18 protein-coding genes are annotated in these 14,571 nt (G+C 65.7%); 11 read left to right on the top strand and 7 right to left on the bottom strand.

The window, feature by feature from the left end:
- Positions 1–23: 23 nt before the first annotated feature.
- Positions 24–563: an HIT family protein gene (locus ACJYUO_RS00375; protein ID WP_494343442.1), complete on the bottom strand. Its 540-nt coding sequence runs from the start codon at positions 561–563 to the stop codon at positions 24–26.
- Positions 564–816: 253 nt separating this feature from the next.
- Between ACJYUO_RS00375 and ACJYUO_RS00370 the strand changes: the two genes are divergently transcribed.
- Positions 817–1,017, top strand: coding sequence for a DUF7835 family putative zinc beta-ribbon protein (locus ACJYUO_RS00370; RefSeq protein ID WP_494343441.1), 201 nt, complete (start codon positions 817–819; stop codon positions 1,015–1,017).
- 141 nt (positions 1,018–1,158) lie between these two features.
- On the opposite strand, the gene map is transcribed toward ACJYUO_RS00370, so the two are convergent.
- Together map and ACJYUO_RS00360 are read right to left on the bottom strand one after the other, a co-directional pair.
- Positions 1,159–2,058 carry a type II methionyl aminopeptidase gene (gene map, locus ACJYUO_RS00365; protein ID WP_494343440.1) on the bottom strand — a complete coding sequence of 300 codons (900 nt, stop codon included), beginning with the start codon at positions 2,056–2,058 and terminating at the stop codon, positions 1,159–1,161.
- Positions 2,059–2,128: 70 nt separating this feature from the next.
- A complete protein-coding gene (locus ACJYUO_RS00360) occupies positions 2,129–2,254 on the bottom strand; it encodes a hypothetical protein (RefSeq protein ID WP_494343439.1) in 126 nt (41 codons plus the stop codon).
- Positions 2,255–2,852: 598 nt separating this feature from the next.
- Here ACJYUO_RS00360 and icd point away from each other — a divergent pair.
- From icd to ACJYUO_RS00345, 3 genes are all read left to right on the top strand, one after another.
- Positions 2,853–4,115, top strand: coding sequence for an isocitrate dehydrogenase (NADP(+)) (gene icd, locus ACJYUO_RS00355; RefSeq protein WP_494343438.1), 1,263 nt, complete (start codon positions 2,853–2,855; stop codon positions 4,113–4,115).
- 181 nt (positions 4,116–4,296) lie between these two features.
- Positions 4,297–4,734, top strand: coding sequence for a GNAT family N-acetyltransferase (locus ACJYUO_RS00350; RefSeq protein WP_494343437.1), 438 nt, complete (start codon positions 4,297–4,299; stop codon positions 4,732–4,734).
- Positions 4,735–4,876: 142 nt separating this feature from the next.
- Positions 4,877–5,032, top strand: coding sequence for a hypothetical protein (locus ACJYUO_RS00345; protein ID WP_494343436.1), 156 nt, complete (start codon positions 4,877–4,879; stop codon positions 5,030–5,032).
- Between the two features lie 21 nt (positions 5,033–5,053).
- Here the strand turns inward: ACJYUO_RS00345 and ACJYUO_RS00340 are convergent, their stop codons facing one another.
- Entirely contained in the window at positions 5,054–6,427 is a 1,374-nt protein-coding gene (locus ACJYUO_RS00340; RefSeq protein WP_494343435.1) for an NRAMP family divalent metal transporter, read from the bottom strand.
- Positions 6,428–6,638: 211 nt separating this feature from the next.
- On the bottom strand, positions 6,639–6,980 hold the full coding sequence (locus ACJYUO_RS00335) for a cupin domain-containing protein (RefSeq protein WP_494343434.1): 342 nt from the start codon (positions 6,978–6,980) through the stop codon (positions 6,639–6,641).
- Positions 6,981–7,129: 149 nt separating this feature from the next.
- On the opposite strand from ACJYUO_RS00335, the gene ACJYUO_RS00330 reads away from it, so the two are divergent.
- The 3 genes from ACJYUO_RS00330 (at position 7,130) to ACJYUO_RS00320 (ending at position 8,562) form a co-directional block, all read left to right on the top strand.
- Positions 7,130–7,462 carry a DMT family transporter gene (locus ACJYUO_RS00330; protein WP_494343433.1) on the top strand — a complete coding sequence of 111 codons (333 nt, stop codon included), beginning with the start codon at positions 7,130–7,132 and terminating at the stop codon, positions 7,460–7,462.
- A gap of 85 nt (positions 7,463–7,547) precedes the next feature.
- Complete coding sequence (locus tag ACJYUO_RS00325) at positions 7,548–8,066, top strand: DUF5817 domain-containing protein (RefSeq protein ID WP_494343432.1); 519 nt, start codon at positions 7,548–7,550, stop codon at positions 8,064–8,066.
- A gap of 79 nt (positions 8,067–8,145) precedes the next feature.
- Complete coding sequence (locus ACJYUO_RS00320; protein ID WP_494343431.1) at positions 8,146–8,562, top strand: hypothetical protein; 417 nt, start codon at positions 8,146–8,148, stop codon at positions 8,560–8,562.
- Positions 8,563–8,654: 92 nt separating this feature from the next.
- On the opposite strand, the gene hmgA is transcribed toward ACJYUO_RS00320, so the two are convergent.
- Positions 8,655–9,881 carry a hydroxymethylglutaryl-CoA reductase (NADPH) gene (gene hmgA / locus ACJYUO_RS00315; RefSeq protein ID WP_494343430.1) on the bottom strand — a complete coding sequence of 409 codons (1,227 nt, stop codon included), beginning with the start codon at positions 9,879–9,881 and terminating at the stop codon, positions 8,655–8,657.
- A 99-nt stretch (positions 9,882–9,980) separates the two neighbouring features.
- Positions 9,981–10,382, bottom strand: a complete 402-nt coding sequence (locus ACJYUO_RS00310) for a hypothetical protein (protein WP_494343429.1) — start codon at positions 10,380–10,382, stop codon at positions 9,981–9,983.
- A 177-nt stretch (positions 10,383–10,559) separates the two neighbouring features.
- Between ACJYUO_RS00310 and ACJYUO_RS00305 the strand changes: the two genes are divergently transcribed.
- The 4 genes from ACJYUO_RS00305 (at position 10,560) to ACJYUO_RS00290 (ending at position 14,473) form a co-directional block, all read left to right on the top strand.
- Complete coding sequence (locus ACJYUO_RS00305; protein WP_494343428.1) at positions 10,560–12,185, top strand: amidohydrolase; 1,626 nt, start codon at positions 10,560–10,562, stop codon at positions 12,183–12,185.
- Positions 12,186–12,245: 60 nt separating this feature from the next.
- The gene (locus tag ACJYUO_RS00300) at positions 12,246–12,905 is read left to right on the top strand and encodes a helix-turn-helix domain-containing protein (protein ID WP_494343427.1); all 660 of its coding nucleotides are present in this window, start codon (positions 12,246–12,248) and stop codon (positions 12,903–12,905) included.
- 85 nt (positions 12,906–12,990) lie between these two features.
- Positions 12,991–13,323, top strand: coding sequence for a HalOD1 output domain-containing protein (locus ACJYUO_RS00295; RefSeq protein ID WP_494343426.1), 333 nt, complete (start codon positions 12,991–12,993; stop codon positions 13,321–13,323).
- 166 nt (positions 13,324–13,489) lie between these two features.
- Positions 13,490–14,473, top strand: a complete 984-nt coding sequence (locus ACJYUO_RS00290; protein ID WP_494343425.1) for an LLM class flavin-dependent oxidoreductase — start codon at positions 13,490–13,492, stop codon at positions 14,471–14,473.
- Positions 14,474–14,571 lie beyond the last annotated feature (98 nt).

Below are 14,571 nucleotides of genomic sequence, written 5' to 3'. Positions count from 1 at the left end.
GCAGCCGCTCACCCCGTCGGCGGCTACTCGAACGCGACCGCGTTGTCCTCGTCGGGGACAGTCGCCCCGTCTTGGCCGGCGAAGGCCTCGTGGACGTGGTCGTAGGTCGCCTCCAGGGCCTCGACGATCACCGTCGTGTCGCTGAGGACAGGCATGAAGTTGGTATCGCCTTGCCATCGCGGGACGACGTGGGTGTGGAGGTGGTCGTCGATCGAGCCACCGGCCCCGTCACCGAGGTTCAAGCCGGTATTGAAGCCGTCCGGCTCGAGGGCAGCCGCGAGCGCGTCGAACGTCCGCTGTTTCAATCGGGCGTGATCGAGCAGGACATCGTCGTCGAGGGTGGTGTAATCTCCGGTGTGGACGTGTGGAATCACCATCACGTGTCCCGGGTTATACGGGTAGTTGTTCAGCATGACGAACGCGTGTTCGCTCCGCGCGACGATCAGGTGCTCCCGGTCGTCGTCCAGTTCGGGCAGTTCACAGAACACGCAGTCTTCGATGTCGGGGTTTCCCTCGTCGCGTCGGATCCACTCGATGCGCCACGGTGCGAAAACCTGTTCCATACCCGATACCACTCGAGCGCGACCTAAAGCGTTTCAATCCGCCAGTATGGGCCGAGAATAACGGTAATACTTACACGAAAGCGTGCGACAACAACGCACAGTAAAGATATAAAGCTTTGAGAATGTCTTTTGAACGATATAGTGTGTTCTGAGAACGTATTATGAAAAAGTTACCGCCTGCTTGCGATTGTGGCGACTCAGCCGTCAAAATGAAGCGTGGGTTTAAGATGGGGCTACTGCAAGTAATCCAGTAATGGCAACGACCGACGACTCCTTTAACGGGATGACCGAGCACTGCGAGGACTGCGATTTAGAAACCCTCCACGAAGTGTCCGTCCAGATTCGAACCGAGAGCCTGAAACAAGAGAACGCGCAGTTCTCCCGCGAACCCTACCGCGTCAGCGAGTGCCAGCGCTGTGGGAATCGCTCGAGCCAGCGGATGAACAACGCCTAATCGCCCACGAACGGTAGCGAACCAGATAGTACAGCCGACAACCGCCCTCGTTGCTCGGTCTCCGCCTTCGTCTCTGCTTCGACGGGATTTCGGATCGTCGTGTATTACCGATACGGATGTCCGCTGGCGCTCCGGAGCCGGCTACTGCTCGGTCGTCACTTCACAGCCGTCTTCGGTGACGATGATCGTGTGCTCTTTCTGGCTGACGAGGAAGCCGTCGTCTTCCTTGAGCACCGGATAACCGTGGACGATGTCGTTGCGCTTGAGCCGGCGCAGCGCCATCTCTGGCCGGTCGGTCTCGAGCCACCGCGTCGCAAAGGGCAGCGTGCGGAACTCCTCGGTGATCTGTGCTAAGGCCTCGCGGGCCTGCCGGTTGCGAACGGTTCCCTCCCGCTCGAGCGAGAAGATTTCCTCGCTTGCGCCTTCCGTGACCTTGCCGCCGCCGTCGGTCGCGAACGGCTCGATCGCGACGACGTCGCCGACTTCCAGTGTCGTCCCCTGTGAGACGGCGCGGTTGGGGATGTTCGGGCTGGTGTGTTGCTCCCAGTGGCCCAGTCCGTGGCCGGTGAGATTGACCACGGGGTTGTAGCCGTAGCCGTCGATGACGTCCTCGATCGCCGCGCCGATCTCGCCGGTCCCGATTCCGGGCTCGACGATGTCGACCGCGGCCTCGAGTGCTTGCTCGGAGGCCTCCGCCAACTCGGGATTGCCCGACAGGTCGACGGTGATCGCGGTGTCGGCCAGCCAGCCGTCGACGTGGACGCCGATGTCCAAGTTGATCATCTCCTCGCCGAAGGTCGTCTCGTCGCCGATCGACGGCGTCGCGTGGGCCGCCTCCTCGTCGACGGAGATGTTGACGGGGAAGGCGGGTTCGCCGCCGAGTTCCCGAATGCGCTCCTCGGCCCACTGGGCGACCTCGAGGTGGCTCGCGCCGACCTCGACGCGCTCGGCGGTTTCGTCGCGTACCTGCGCGAGGATGTTTCCCGCTTCGCGGTGCTTCTCATACTGCTCGGACTCGAGGTCCACCTCGGATTCGGCCATGTCTCAGGGTTCGACCGGTCGACAAAAAGAGGTTCCGTCTCCGTCGCCGGCCACCGTCGGCGGCTCGCAGTCAGCGGCTCTCGGGGCCGCCGTCGACCCACTGACACGCCGGACAGGCGTCGACACCCTGTACGTTCGACAGCGTCACGGCACAGCGCGGGCACTGGCGCGCGGCGTACTGCGGTGCTCGTAGCATGGTTTGCCCAACGTCTACGTCAATAATAAATGTACTCCACGACGATTGTCGAACCCGAGCAGTCGGAGGGCGATGGGCAGGGGGTAGCACTGTACGATCGATGCTCGAAACTGACCGTTCGCAGAAGAAACGAGACGTAACGGGACCAGAATCGGCGAAACGGTCGCCACTGGTTTGGCCGCCGCGTCCCTCGACTCGGTCGGCGTGAGAGACGCCACACGCGAGTCGAGGGTCGCTGACACACCGACGCCGACTCGCGGGCCGTGATCGCCGCCCTCGAGGCCGAACGACGCGACGGTCCCGGCGGGTGGATTCGTCGGTCTCGAACGGGCGACATCACGGTGGTTTTCACACTCGTCCGGTCGGTTCGCTCGAGAGTTGCTACCGATCGAGAAATACTGGTTTTAGTATTCACGGACCCGTCATTTGACTTATTTTTATATAGGAAACGGAACTCCGGTTCGACCCGATACTGGCTACAGTAGCTCTCCAACCGCCCTATACTGCCGTGTAGGAGGTATTGGAATGGTTCAATTTTTGCCGATCCGAGACGGAAATGGTAGACCTTTTACCCCCGTCGAAGAACCGTACAGACGAAATGAGCTACGACAAGATCGAGGTCCCCGAAGCGGGGGAACAGATCACGCTGAAAGCGGGTACCGAGAACGAACTCGAGGTGCCTGACAACCCGATTATCCCGATTATTTACGGCGACGGCGTCGGGAGCGACGTTGGTCCCGCCGCACAGAAGGTTCTGGAGGCTGCCGCCGAGGCGACCGGCCGCGACATCAACTGGATGCGACTTTATGCCGGCGAGTCCGCACGGGAGAAGTACGATGAGAACCTGCCCGAGGAGACCGTCGAAGCAATCAAGGAACACCGCGTCGCGATCAAGGGCCCGCTGACGACTCCCGTCGGTGCCGGTTTCCGATCGCTGAACGTCGCGCTGCGAAAGAAACTCGACCTCTACGCGAACGTTCGACCGACCTACCACCTCGACGGCGTCCCGTCGCCGGTCAAAAACCCCGGCGAGATGGACATGGTCACCTTCCGTGAGAACACGGAAGACGTCTACGCCGGCATCGAGTGGGAGGCAGGCACCGACGAAGTCCAGCAGGTCAAGGAGTTCGTCGAAGACGAGATGGGCGACGACGACGTCATCCACGACGGGCCCGTCGGTATCGGCGTCAAGCCGATCACGGAGTTCGGCACGAAGCGACTCGTCCGCCGCGCCATCGACTACGCCTTAGAGCACGACCGCGATTCCGTTACGCTGGTCCACAAGGGTAACATCATGAAGTTCACCGAGGGCCAGTTCCGCGACTGGGGCTACGAGGTCGCCGAAGAGGAGTACGGCGACGAAGTCATCACCGAGGACACCCTCTGGGAGGAGCAAGACGGCGAAGCCGACGACGATACCCTCGTCGTCAACGACCGCATCGCCGACAACATGCTCCAGCAGCTGCTGACCCGAACGGACAACTACGACGTCATCGCGACGATGAACCTCAACGGGGACTACATGTCCGACGCCGCCGGCGCACAGATCGGTGGCCTCGGCATTGCCCCCGGATCGAACTTCGGCGACGGCCTCCTGCTGGCCGAGCCCGTCCACGGCTCCGCGCCCAAGTACGAGGGCCAGGACAAGGTCAACCCGACCGCAATGATCCTCTCGGGCCGCATGATGCTCGACTACCTCGGCTGGGACGACGCTGCCGACCTCGTCCGCGACGCCGTCGAGGAGACCATCTCCTCCGGTAAGGTCACCTACGACCTCGAGCGCAACCTCGAGGACGCCGAGAAGCTCTCGACGAGCGAGTACGCCGAGGAAGTCGTCAACAACATCGAGAAACTGTCGTAAGACAGTTTTCGGGCAGTCAGGCCGAAAGCGGTCTGATGCTCTCGAAAAGCTGGCGTAAGCCAGCTTTTCAGCCGCCGTTCTACTCTCGCGGTTTTCTTTACGACGTTCCATCGCCAGCCACAGCCAATGGGCCCCGACGGGTTCGTAACGCTCTCGTGATCGACGGTCCTACGCCATCGCGATGGACGAACTCGAGGTTCGCGTCGCAGACACCGACCGGGAACGTGAGGACGCGTTCGCGGTCCGACAGGCGGTATTCGTCGAGGAGCAGGGCGTTGACGAGGACGTAGAGTACGACGACCACGACGAGACGGCCGACCACTTCGTCGCCTACGACGGCGACGAGCCGGTCGGCGCGGCCCGACTCCGCGAGTACGCGGCCGGCGTCGGCAAGGTCGAACGAGTCGCCGTCCTCGAGTCGTGGCGCGAGGCGGGCGTCGGCCGCGCGCTGATGGAATCGCTCGAGGACCGAGCCAATGCATGCGGCTTTCGGAAACTGAAACTACACTCGCAGACGCGAGCCGCCGACTTCTATCGCCGATTGGGCTACGAGCGCCGCGGCGAGGAGTTCGAGGAGGCCGGCATTCCCCACGTCGAGATGCGGAAGGCACTCGACTGAGTTTTGTATCTGGCCGCGGGTCACGGCCCGTGTGATGACTCGAGCACTGTAGCAATTCGCCGGCAGTAGTCCACGCCGAAAACAGTTCCATCCCGTGAATGTCTGACTGACTTTCAAATAGGTGTACGTGCGTAGTACTGCTATGCAACAGTCGATTCGTGCGCCCCTCGAGGCGATAACGACCACGGCAGCGACGGTCCAGCGGGCCGGCCGGATCCTCCTGCCGCTGGGTCTCGTGGCCGCGAGTACCGGCGTCGGACTGCTCGTCTACTTCTGGTTGATCGCGACAGTTCTGTAACGACTCGAGCGACCGAACGGCTCACGCCGTCGTGATTCGATCGCGGACGTATCTGGCACCCAATCCGAGGACCGCCAGCGCCATCGCCGCCGCGAAGGCGACGACGAACGCCGAGACGGGTTCGGTAATCGTCTCGAGTTCCGCGAGGACGAATTCGCCCGCGAGGACGACGGCAACGGCGAACAGCGCGAGCCCGCCGACGTTCGCCGGGAGCGAGTTCGTCTCGGGGACGACCGTGGGATCGTTCAGCAAGTAGAGGATCACCGCGATGGCGAACGGCGTTCCGACCAGCCCGAACGCCAGCGTGAGGACGAGGAGCTGGAAGAACGCTCCCTCGACGAACGAGCCGGCGGCCGACGCGAGCGCGACGACGACGATCGCAGCCCGGTAGCGGCCGTCAGTGACTGACTGATCCCAGCCGAGTTTGTCGGCCAGCAGGTACGGCGGGACGATCGTGTTCCCGTCGAGCGTCGACACCGCCGCGCCGAGCAAGCCGGCGAGGAACAGCCACGTGGCGTACTCGCCGGCGATCGGGCCGAGACTCTGTGCGGCACCAACGCCGTCGATCGTGGCGGGGTCGACGCCGGCCGACGGGAGCACGCTCGCCGCGACGAGGAAGACGCCGAGGCTGAAGACGCCGAAGGCGACGAGCATCGAACTCACGACGTCGAACGTCGCGGTGTCGGCATCGTCGGCGGTCCAGTCGCGGGCGCGCATCGTGTAGCTCTGCATGGTCAGCAGCGTGATGTGGACCGCGCCGCCGAGGATTCCCGCGGCGATGAGCGCGCCGTCTACGCCGGCCGGAATTTCGGGGGTTAGCCCCGCAGCCGCCGCGGCCGGATCGATCGGGACGACGAACGCCGAGGCGACGAAGGCGACGACGACGATCGAGACGAGCAGTTTCGCGCCGTGTTCCGCGAGGCGGTAGCCCCCGCCCGCGAGCCCCAGTGCGAGGAGGACGGCCCACGCGATCCCCCAGAGGCGCGGATCGGTCAGCGCGGCGACGCCGATGCCCGCTTCGGCTGTCATCGTCGCGCTAACCGACGCGAGCGTCTTCATAATCACGATTTGGGCCAACCCCGCGGCGAGTACGGCATCGACGACGAGCACCCAGGCCCAGAACGAGCCGAGGTGTCGCTCGACGACCGCGACGATCCCCGCCTCGGTAAGCAGTCCCAACCGCATCGCGAGGTACTGCCCGACGGTGCCGAGGATCGCCGAGAGGACGACGACCCACAGCAGCGCGTACTCGAAACTCGCCCCCGCGACCAGCAGGCTCCCCATCGTCGCGGGCCCCGCCGCGATCGCGCCGGCGAGCCACGTCGGCCCCAACCGCTCGAGAAACGATCCGATTCGACCCAATCCGACCGATCGCCGTGTCCGTTCCGTTGCCATCGGACTCCCCTTTCGAAATCGGGTATATAACTCCGTGGTATTTGTCGGTGTTACAGGAGAGTGAGAGCGGCCGACCGAGCCCCGGAGACCTCGAGCGAGGCACCGAAATCCGGCGGCGGTTCACCGAAATCGTCGGGCCGGGGGCGCTACCGCTGGGAAACAGATCGCTGTCGCGACCGATCGTGCGGACCCGAAGTGGTGCTCGAGGCGATCAGTCTACCTGCCAGCTCGGATCCTCCCGCGGCGGGCTGAAGATGTCGACGCCCCGGACCGCCTCGTCGCCGCGATTCTCGGCTGCGTGTGGCTGGTCGCCCGGAATCGCGTAGGAGTCGCCGGGACCACAGACGATCTCCTCACCGTCAGTGAGGAACGTTAGTTCGCCCTGCGTGATGTAGCCCGTCTGGTCGTGGGGGTGGCTGTGCTCGTCGACCGTCGCGCCGGGTTCGATTTCGAAGTGCTGGATGTTCATCGACTCGGTTCCCGCCATCAGCGCGAGGTGGACGCCATCGGCGGCTTCCGCCGGCTCAAGGTCGTCGAGGGAAACGCGTTCCATACGCAATGGCACGGCAACGGATACTATAGTTCCGGGGATAGTGGCGCTGGCAGGTCGGGGCAGCTGCCGGGATCGACAGGGAATCGTCGCGGCACTCGAGTCCCTACCGCTCCGAAACAAATATTAATTTTCCAACTAGAGGGTGGCGCATGAACCCGTATGTGATCCTCGGCGGTGCGATCCTGTCGGAACTGGTTGGAACGACGGCGCTCAAACTTTCCGACGGGTTCTCGCGGCCGCTGCCGAGTCTCGGTGTCCTCGTCGGCTACGGCGTCGCCTTCTATCTGCTCTCGCTGACCCTCGAAGAGCTACCGGTCGGTATCGTCTACGCGACGTGGGCCGCACTCGGCATCGTCGGCGTCGCGTCGATCGGCGTGGTAGCGTTCGGCGAGCGACTCGACGGGGCGGCCGTCGCCGGGATGGGACTCATCCTCGCCGGCGTCTACTGTCTGAACGTCCTCTCTAACGTCTCCGCACACTGAGAACGCATCGTAGTGCGCCGATTCGCACGACCACTTCCGCTGCGCGTGCCGAAGCTTGAACTACTGCGAGCGGCCACTGCGAGACATGTACGCCGTCGTCGGCTGTAGCGAGTGCTCGAACCTCTGGATCATCGAGGGCCGGTCGGAGACGACCCAGTGTCCCCGCTGTGGCTCCCGCAAGGCCTACGAGAAACGCAAGAAGTTCGTCGAGACCGACGACGCGGCCCACGCCCGCGACGTGCGCGCCTCGATGCTCGCGAACCGACAGGGCGAGGCCTTCGCCGAACTCGACTCCTTCGCCGCCCTCGAGGACGACGTGGCCGACGGCGTCGTCGACGACGCAGAGTACCTCGAGGAATCCGGACTCGATGTCGCGGAAGTCGAAGCGGCCGGCGACCGCGATCCGCGCGGCCCGAGTCGCAGCGGCAGCAAAAAGGAGATCGTCGAAGGCGCGCTCGCGGCCCTCGAGCGGCCGACCGAGGACGAGGTCGTCGACTACGCAAGCGAGCGTGGAGTCGACGCCGAGTACGTCAGGGACGCCCTCGAGAAACTCACTCGGCGCGGGGTCGTCAGCGAGAGTCGCGGGCGGTATCGCTTGCTGTAGGTCGGTACAGCGTATTGTCTGCTGGAGATCGGCGCGGCGGTATCGCCACGGCTATCCCCGTTCAACGGTTCGAGCCGGTATGACAGAGACGATCGATCTGCAGGGGAGCGTCATCGGCGCGGGGCTCTTGCTCGCGGTCGGATTGCTCGTCTACGGAACGGTCGTCAGCGAGACGATCGTCGGGATCGACGCGGCGGCCGCGGTGACGTGGGTCCTCGCGCTGACGTTCATCGCTCTCGCCGGCGTTCACGCGAGCGTCGGCCAATACGATTTCGCGCTCGGACACGGGGGTGCCGCCGCCGGCTGGCTGTTCGTGCTGCTCGGGTCATCGGGATTTCAGACCGTCCTCGGACTGGTACTGCTCGTCCTCTCCGGGAGTTACATCGCCATCAAAACGCTGCGAGCGCGGTCAGACGGAACCGACGAAGACGGAACCGACGAAGACGGGACCGGTACGGATAGGGAACGGAACTCGGTCTCGGACGACACGGAATAACGGACTCGCAGTCTCGGGAGACCCGCACGTCGCCGGCTGGGCGCGGGTGGCGGGACTCGAGGCCGACGTTACCCGACACCCGACTCGAGCCCTTATCGGCCCAGATCCTCGTGTGCGCTCGCGAGGTGTCGCGAGGAGAGCGCGCCGAGCAGGGAGAGTTCGCCGGCCAGCGCGCCGACGGCGATGATCTCGGCGAGCGCGTCGGCGTTCGAGCCGGCCGGATCTCCCCCGCCCTTCAGACCCAGAATCTCGAGCGCTTCGGCCTGCGTCGGCAGTTTCGTCCCGCCGCCGACGGTCCCGACCTCGAGCGAGGCGAGCGAGACGCTGGCGTAGAGGTTGGTGGTGCCGTCCTCGCGCTCGCGGGCGTCCATGGTCGTGATCGTGTTCGCGGCCTCGACGACTTGGGCCTCGTCCTGTCCGGTCGCGAGGAAGGCCGCGCCGACGACGTTGGCGGCGTGGGCGTTGAAGCCGAGACTTCCCGCTTTGGCGCTGCCGATCAGGTTCTTGCGGGTGTTTGCCTCCGCGATGGCGTCGGCGGTCGTGTGGAGGCGGTCCTCGACGAGTTCGCCCGGGATCTGGACATCGGCCGTCACCGAGCGTCCGCGACCCTCGACCGCGTTGACCGCGGCGGGTTTCTTGTCCGAGCAGAGGTTGCCCGAGAGCGCGACGAGGGAGGCTGGGGTCTCGCTCTCGACGAGTTCGCAGGCTTCGCCGGTCGCGATCGTGGCCATGTTCATCCCCATCGCGTCCTTGGTGTCGTAGGCAAAGCGCAGGTAGACGGAGTCGCCGACGACGTAGGGCTCGATATCGAGGAGTTCCCCGTGGCTCGTCGTCGACTCGGCGGCCTCCCGAAGCGTCTCGAAATTGCCCTCGACCCAGTCGACGGTCTCGGCGGCCTCGGCGACGCCGTCGACCCGGAAGACCGGGGCTCGAGTCATCCCGTTTTTCGTCACGCGTGCATCGGCTCCGTCCGCCGCGCGGATCACGGAGAGCCCGCGGTTGACCGACGCCAGCAGCGCGCCTTCCGTCGTCGCGAGCGGGAGGTAGTGTTCGCCGTCGGCCGCGCCGCCGGAAACGGGCACCGGGCCCACGACGCCCATCGGCACCTGGGCCGCGCCGATCATGTTCTCGATGTTCGGCTCCGCTCGCTCGGCGGGGAACGCGTAGTCGCCGATCGCCTCGAGTTCGGTTCCCGTCTCGCGCTCGACGAGCACCCGGCGTGCCTCGGCCGCGGTGTCGTAGTCGGCGTGGTCCTCGAGTTCGTGAAGACGAAGGTCGCCCTCGCGCACTCGCTCGGCGAGGTCCTCGGGGTCTGTCATGGCTCAGCCAAGTGGGCGGTGGCTCCTAACAGTTGCTGATCGTGACGGCTCGAGGAATGTCCGCCGCTCGAGACTCGACGACGGCCGCCGCGTCGGCGATCAGGAAACCCGCGTCACGGACTCGTCGCTCGCAGTTCGGTAGTCGGTGAGAACCTCGTAACAGACCAGTGCGACGAGCGAGCCGGAGCCGATCACCCCGATCAGCAGGTGGGCCAGCCCCTCCGCATCGGCGGCAAACGCGATCGCGAACGCTGCCGTTGCGACCGCGGCGAACCGGAGCCGGCTCCGCGATCGGTCCCCGCTCGGAGAGTTCTCGTCGTCGGTGATCGCGAGATACAGTTGTGGGAGCGCCACGGCGAGGCCGGCAAACAGGAGATACGACAGAAGCGGCCAGTCCCGAATCCCGAGTCCGAACTGGCCGTCGATGACGAGCGAGCCGGCGATCGCGAGGACGAGCGCGAGGAGCGAGCCGAAGACGATGCGATCTTCACGATCGAGCATACGAACCGGTCGACGTGCCGGTAAGTCAACCTTGCGCTCGAATTCGACCCGTAGGCCGCCGTTACACTCCGGTATCGGCTGTTGGCGGTCCCTACTGACAGACACGCAAGCAGCGACGGCGGGCGGTGAGAGTCGGCGGACCCAACTGTTTTGGCACTCGCCCGCGGGCACTCTCCCATGACGGCGGCTGCAGACCTCCTGTTGATCAATGGAGAGGTCCACACGCTCACCGAACCCGATACCGTCCACGAGGCGGTTGCGATCCGGGACGGCGAGATCATCCGCCTCGGCGATACGTTCGACGTCGAGTTCCTCGCGGGCGTCGAAACCGACGTGATCGACTGCGAGGGCCGCGTCGTCCTGCCGGGGTTCATCGACGCGCACACGCACATGGAGCAACTGGGACAGCATCTGGTCCACGCGGACCTCTCGGCCGCCGACAGCGCCGAGGACTGTGTCAAGCGGCTCCGCGAACTGGCCGCGGACGAGCCCGACCGCGAGTGGCTCCTCGGGTTCGGCTACGACGAGAGCGAGTGGACGGGGACAGGGACGGAGACGGGAGCGAAGACGGAATCGGCACCGCTCACTCGAGCGGATCTCGACCGGGTCAGCGAGGATCGGCCGATCGTCGCGATGCGAGTCGATCTGCACACCGCGTCGCTGAACACGGTCGCGCTCGAGCGCCTCGCCGAGGAGTTGCCCGATGCCGATCTGCGATACGAGGACGGCAAACCGACCGGGATCGCCGTCGAAGACGCGGCCGAGGCCGTCAGGAAGCGACTCACGGCCGACCGAGGGGAGATGCGCGAAGTGCTCGCAGCGGCGACCCGTGACGCGGTCGAACGCGGTGTCACCGGCGTCCACGACAAGATCCGGGGCTCGGTCGCGCCGCGGGTCTACCGCGACATGGCCACCGACGGCGACCTCCCGCTGCGGGTTCGGATCGACTACTGGAGCGACCACCTCGAGGCCCTCGCCGAGGTCGGAGTCGGGACGAACGACGGAACCGACCGCGTCCGAACAGGCGCAATCAAGTCCTTCTCCGACGGTAGTTTCGGCAGCCGGACGGCGAAGCTCCGGGAGCCGTACGCGGACGCCAGCGGCGATAGTATCGACGAAGGAGCCGATGGCGACCCCGACGAATCCGAGGGTGGCGACCGCGGCCAGTGGGTCGTGGAGCCGGACGACCTCGCCGCTCTCGTCGAGCGGGCCGACGCCGAGGGGTTCCAGCTCTGCGTTCACGCCATCGGCGACGAAGCGATCGAGGAAACGCTGTCCGCCCTCGAGGCGACCGCCGACCCCGGCGGCTCGCGCCACCGGATCGAACACGCGGAGCTGGCGACCGACGACCAACTCGAGCGCATGGCCGCGGCGGGAATCGTCGCCTCGATGCAGCCGAACTTCCACCGCTGGGCCGGCGACGGCGGGCTCTACGAACAGCGACTCGGCGAGCGGCGGCGCGATCGGACGAACCGGTTCCGGCGGGTGCTCGAGGCCGGGACGTCCCTCGCGTTCGGCTCGGACTGCATGCCGCTGGATCCGCTGTTGGGCGTTCAGTACGCGGTGAACCCACCGACCGAGACACAGCGGCTGTCGGTCACTGAGGCGCTGCGGGCGTACACCGCTGGCGCGGCATACGCCGGCTTCGACGACGATCGGCTGGGGACGATCGAATCCGGCAAGCGCGGCGATCTGGTCGTGCTCGAGGAGTCGCCGTGGGACCGGGCGGATCGAATCGACGAGATCGAGGTCGCGATGACGATCGTCGACGGCGAGGTCGTCTTCGACGGACCCGACGGATAAGACGGACGGCAGCTGATGGTCGGTTCAAGCTTCATTGCGGTCGACGCCGAACGGCCGCGTATGAGTGACTCGAGGGCCATCGCCGAGATTACGCTCGTCCACCCGGAACTCGTATTGACCCCGACGATTCAGGCCGTCCCGGAGATGGAGAGCGAACTCGAGTACCAGACGATCGCCGGGCCGGGGGCCTATTACCTGTTCTTCAAGGTCATCGGCGGCGCGTTCGATCGGTTCGAAGCCGCGCTGGCGACGGATCCGACGGTGTCCGAGCCGACGATCATCATCGACGGGGGCGAGTTCCGAATCTACCGGATGCGGCTGACTTCCGCCGAGCGCCTCGTGCTGCCGAAAGCCGCGGAACTGGGCTTGCGCGTGCTCCACGCGACGAGCGGCCGAGGTGGCTGGATCGCGACGCTCGAGGTACCCGCTCTCGAGGCGCTCCAGGAGTTTCGGGCCCACTGTCGCGGCAAGGACGTCGAGTTCACCGTCGATCGACTCTACCACGCGAACGGTGACGAACCGGGGACCGAGTCGACCTACGGGCTGACACCGATCCAACAGGAGACGCTGCAAGTGGCCTACGAACGCGGCTACTTCGACGATCCGCGCGGGGCGTCCGTCGAGGATCTGGCCGAGGTGCTCGGAATCTCCTCGTCGGCGGTGAGCGGTCGACTCCGGCGCGCGCTCGACGCGCTCGTCGAGAACACGATCGCGCACTGATCGGGATCGTCGCCGTCGATCGGTATATAAAACCGGGTATATGCCGTCACCCCATTCAATCGGCTGAGAGCAGTAGAGTGTAGCAATGAGTAACCTCCTCTCCCGGCAGGACTCCGTTCCGCTCTGTCGAGCGCAGTTCGACCTCACCGGCCCGCGTCGGCCCTCGACCGCGATCATGGACGCGGTCGCGACCGCTGCGGACAGATCGCCGCTCGAAATCGAGCCGCTGTACGAAACGATCGAACTCGAGGCCCTCGATCGGCTGTTCGAGCACGCCGGGACCGCCGGCTCCGGACTCGCCCTCGAGTTCCCCGTCGACGAGTGGGACCTGCTCGTCACCGGCGACGGGCAGGTACTCGTCTTCGAGACCGACACCGACGACGAGGACATCGATATCGAAGCCGAGTGGACGGCGTAAGATCTATTTCGAGTCACCGATGCGGTTCTCCTAACGGGCCGGTGGAACGGGAGCAGGAAAGAGCGGGCGAGAACGGTTGGGTGAACGGGAAATTGGGGCCTTGCCCACGTCTCCAAGCCTGCAACGAACGAATCGATTTTTGCCGCCGGAGAGCGACGACACGCGCATGGAAACCGGACTCATGGTCACGGCGTTCGGCGATACGGACCTTGCGGACGTCGCGGTCCGCGCCGAAGACCGTGGCTACGATACCGTCTGGGTCGGCGAACTCTGGGGGGCAAGCGGCGTGGTCCAGGCGACCGAGATGGCCTGTCGAACCGACGAGATCGGAATCGGGACCGCGATCTTGAACGTCTACTCGCGCTCGCCGGCGGTCCTCGCGATGACGGCCACCTCGCTCGAGGACGCCGCCGATGGCCGGTTCACGCTCGGCCTCGGGACGAGCACGGCTGCCGCGGTCGAGGGCCTCCACGGAATGGCGTTCGATCGACCGGTGCGACGCGCCCACGAGACGATCGAACTGATACGCGACTTTACCGCCGGGACCGGCGACCCGGTCGACTACGAGGGCCAACTGCTCGAGGCGGCGAACTTCCCGTCGATCGAGACCGCGGTGCCGATCTATCACGCCGGCCTCGGGCCGGCGAACCGCCGCGTCGTCGGCCGGCTCTGTGACGGGTGGATCCCGCACAATATTCCGTTCTCGCGGCTCGAAGACGCCTTCGAAGAGGTCGCGGCAGCCGCGCGCGAGCGCGACCGAGAGCCCGACGAGATCACGATCGCGCCGTACGTCCCGTCGGCGGTCAGCGACGACTCGAGCGAGGCCCGCGAGGTGTTGCGGCGACACATCGCGTACTACGTCGGGAGCGGGGAGGGGTACCGGCGCGCGGTCGCGACGGAGTACCCGGACGAGGCGGATCGGATCGCAGACGCGTGGCGCGCCGGCGAGCGCGACGACGCCGCGAGCGCGGTGACCGACGCGATGCTCGCCGATCTCGGCGTGGCCGGAACGCCCAAAGAGGCCCGCGAGCAACTGCAGACGCTCGTCGCCGAGACGGGTATCGACCACCCGATCGTCGTCGTTCCGGAGCCGGCCTCGAGCGACGTGACCGAGACGACGATCGAAGCGCTCGCACCGGAGCGAACGTAGCGCCGGCTCGGCGCGGTCGCCACCCGAGGATCGGACCCCCTTGCGAATCCGCGGATAGCGTTTTTGCAGTCCACTGCCGACAGCCTCGAGTACCAGAC

The sequence above is a fragment of the Natrinema sp. CRL1 genome (genome assembly GCF_059162405.1).
Note: the sequence above shows the minus strand (reverse complement) of the source record. Positions and strands in the feature narration are given on the sequence as shown.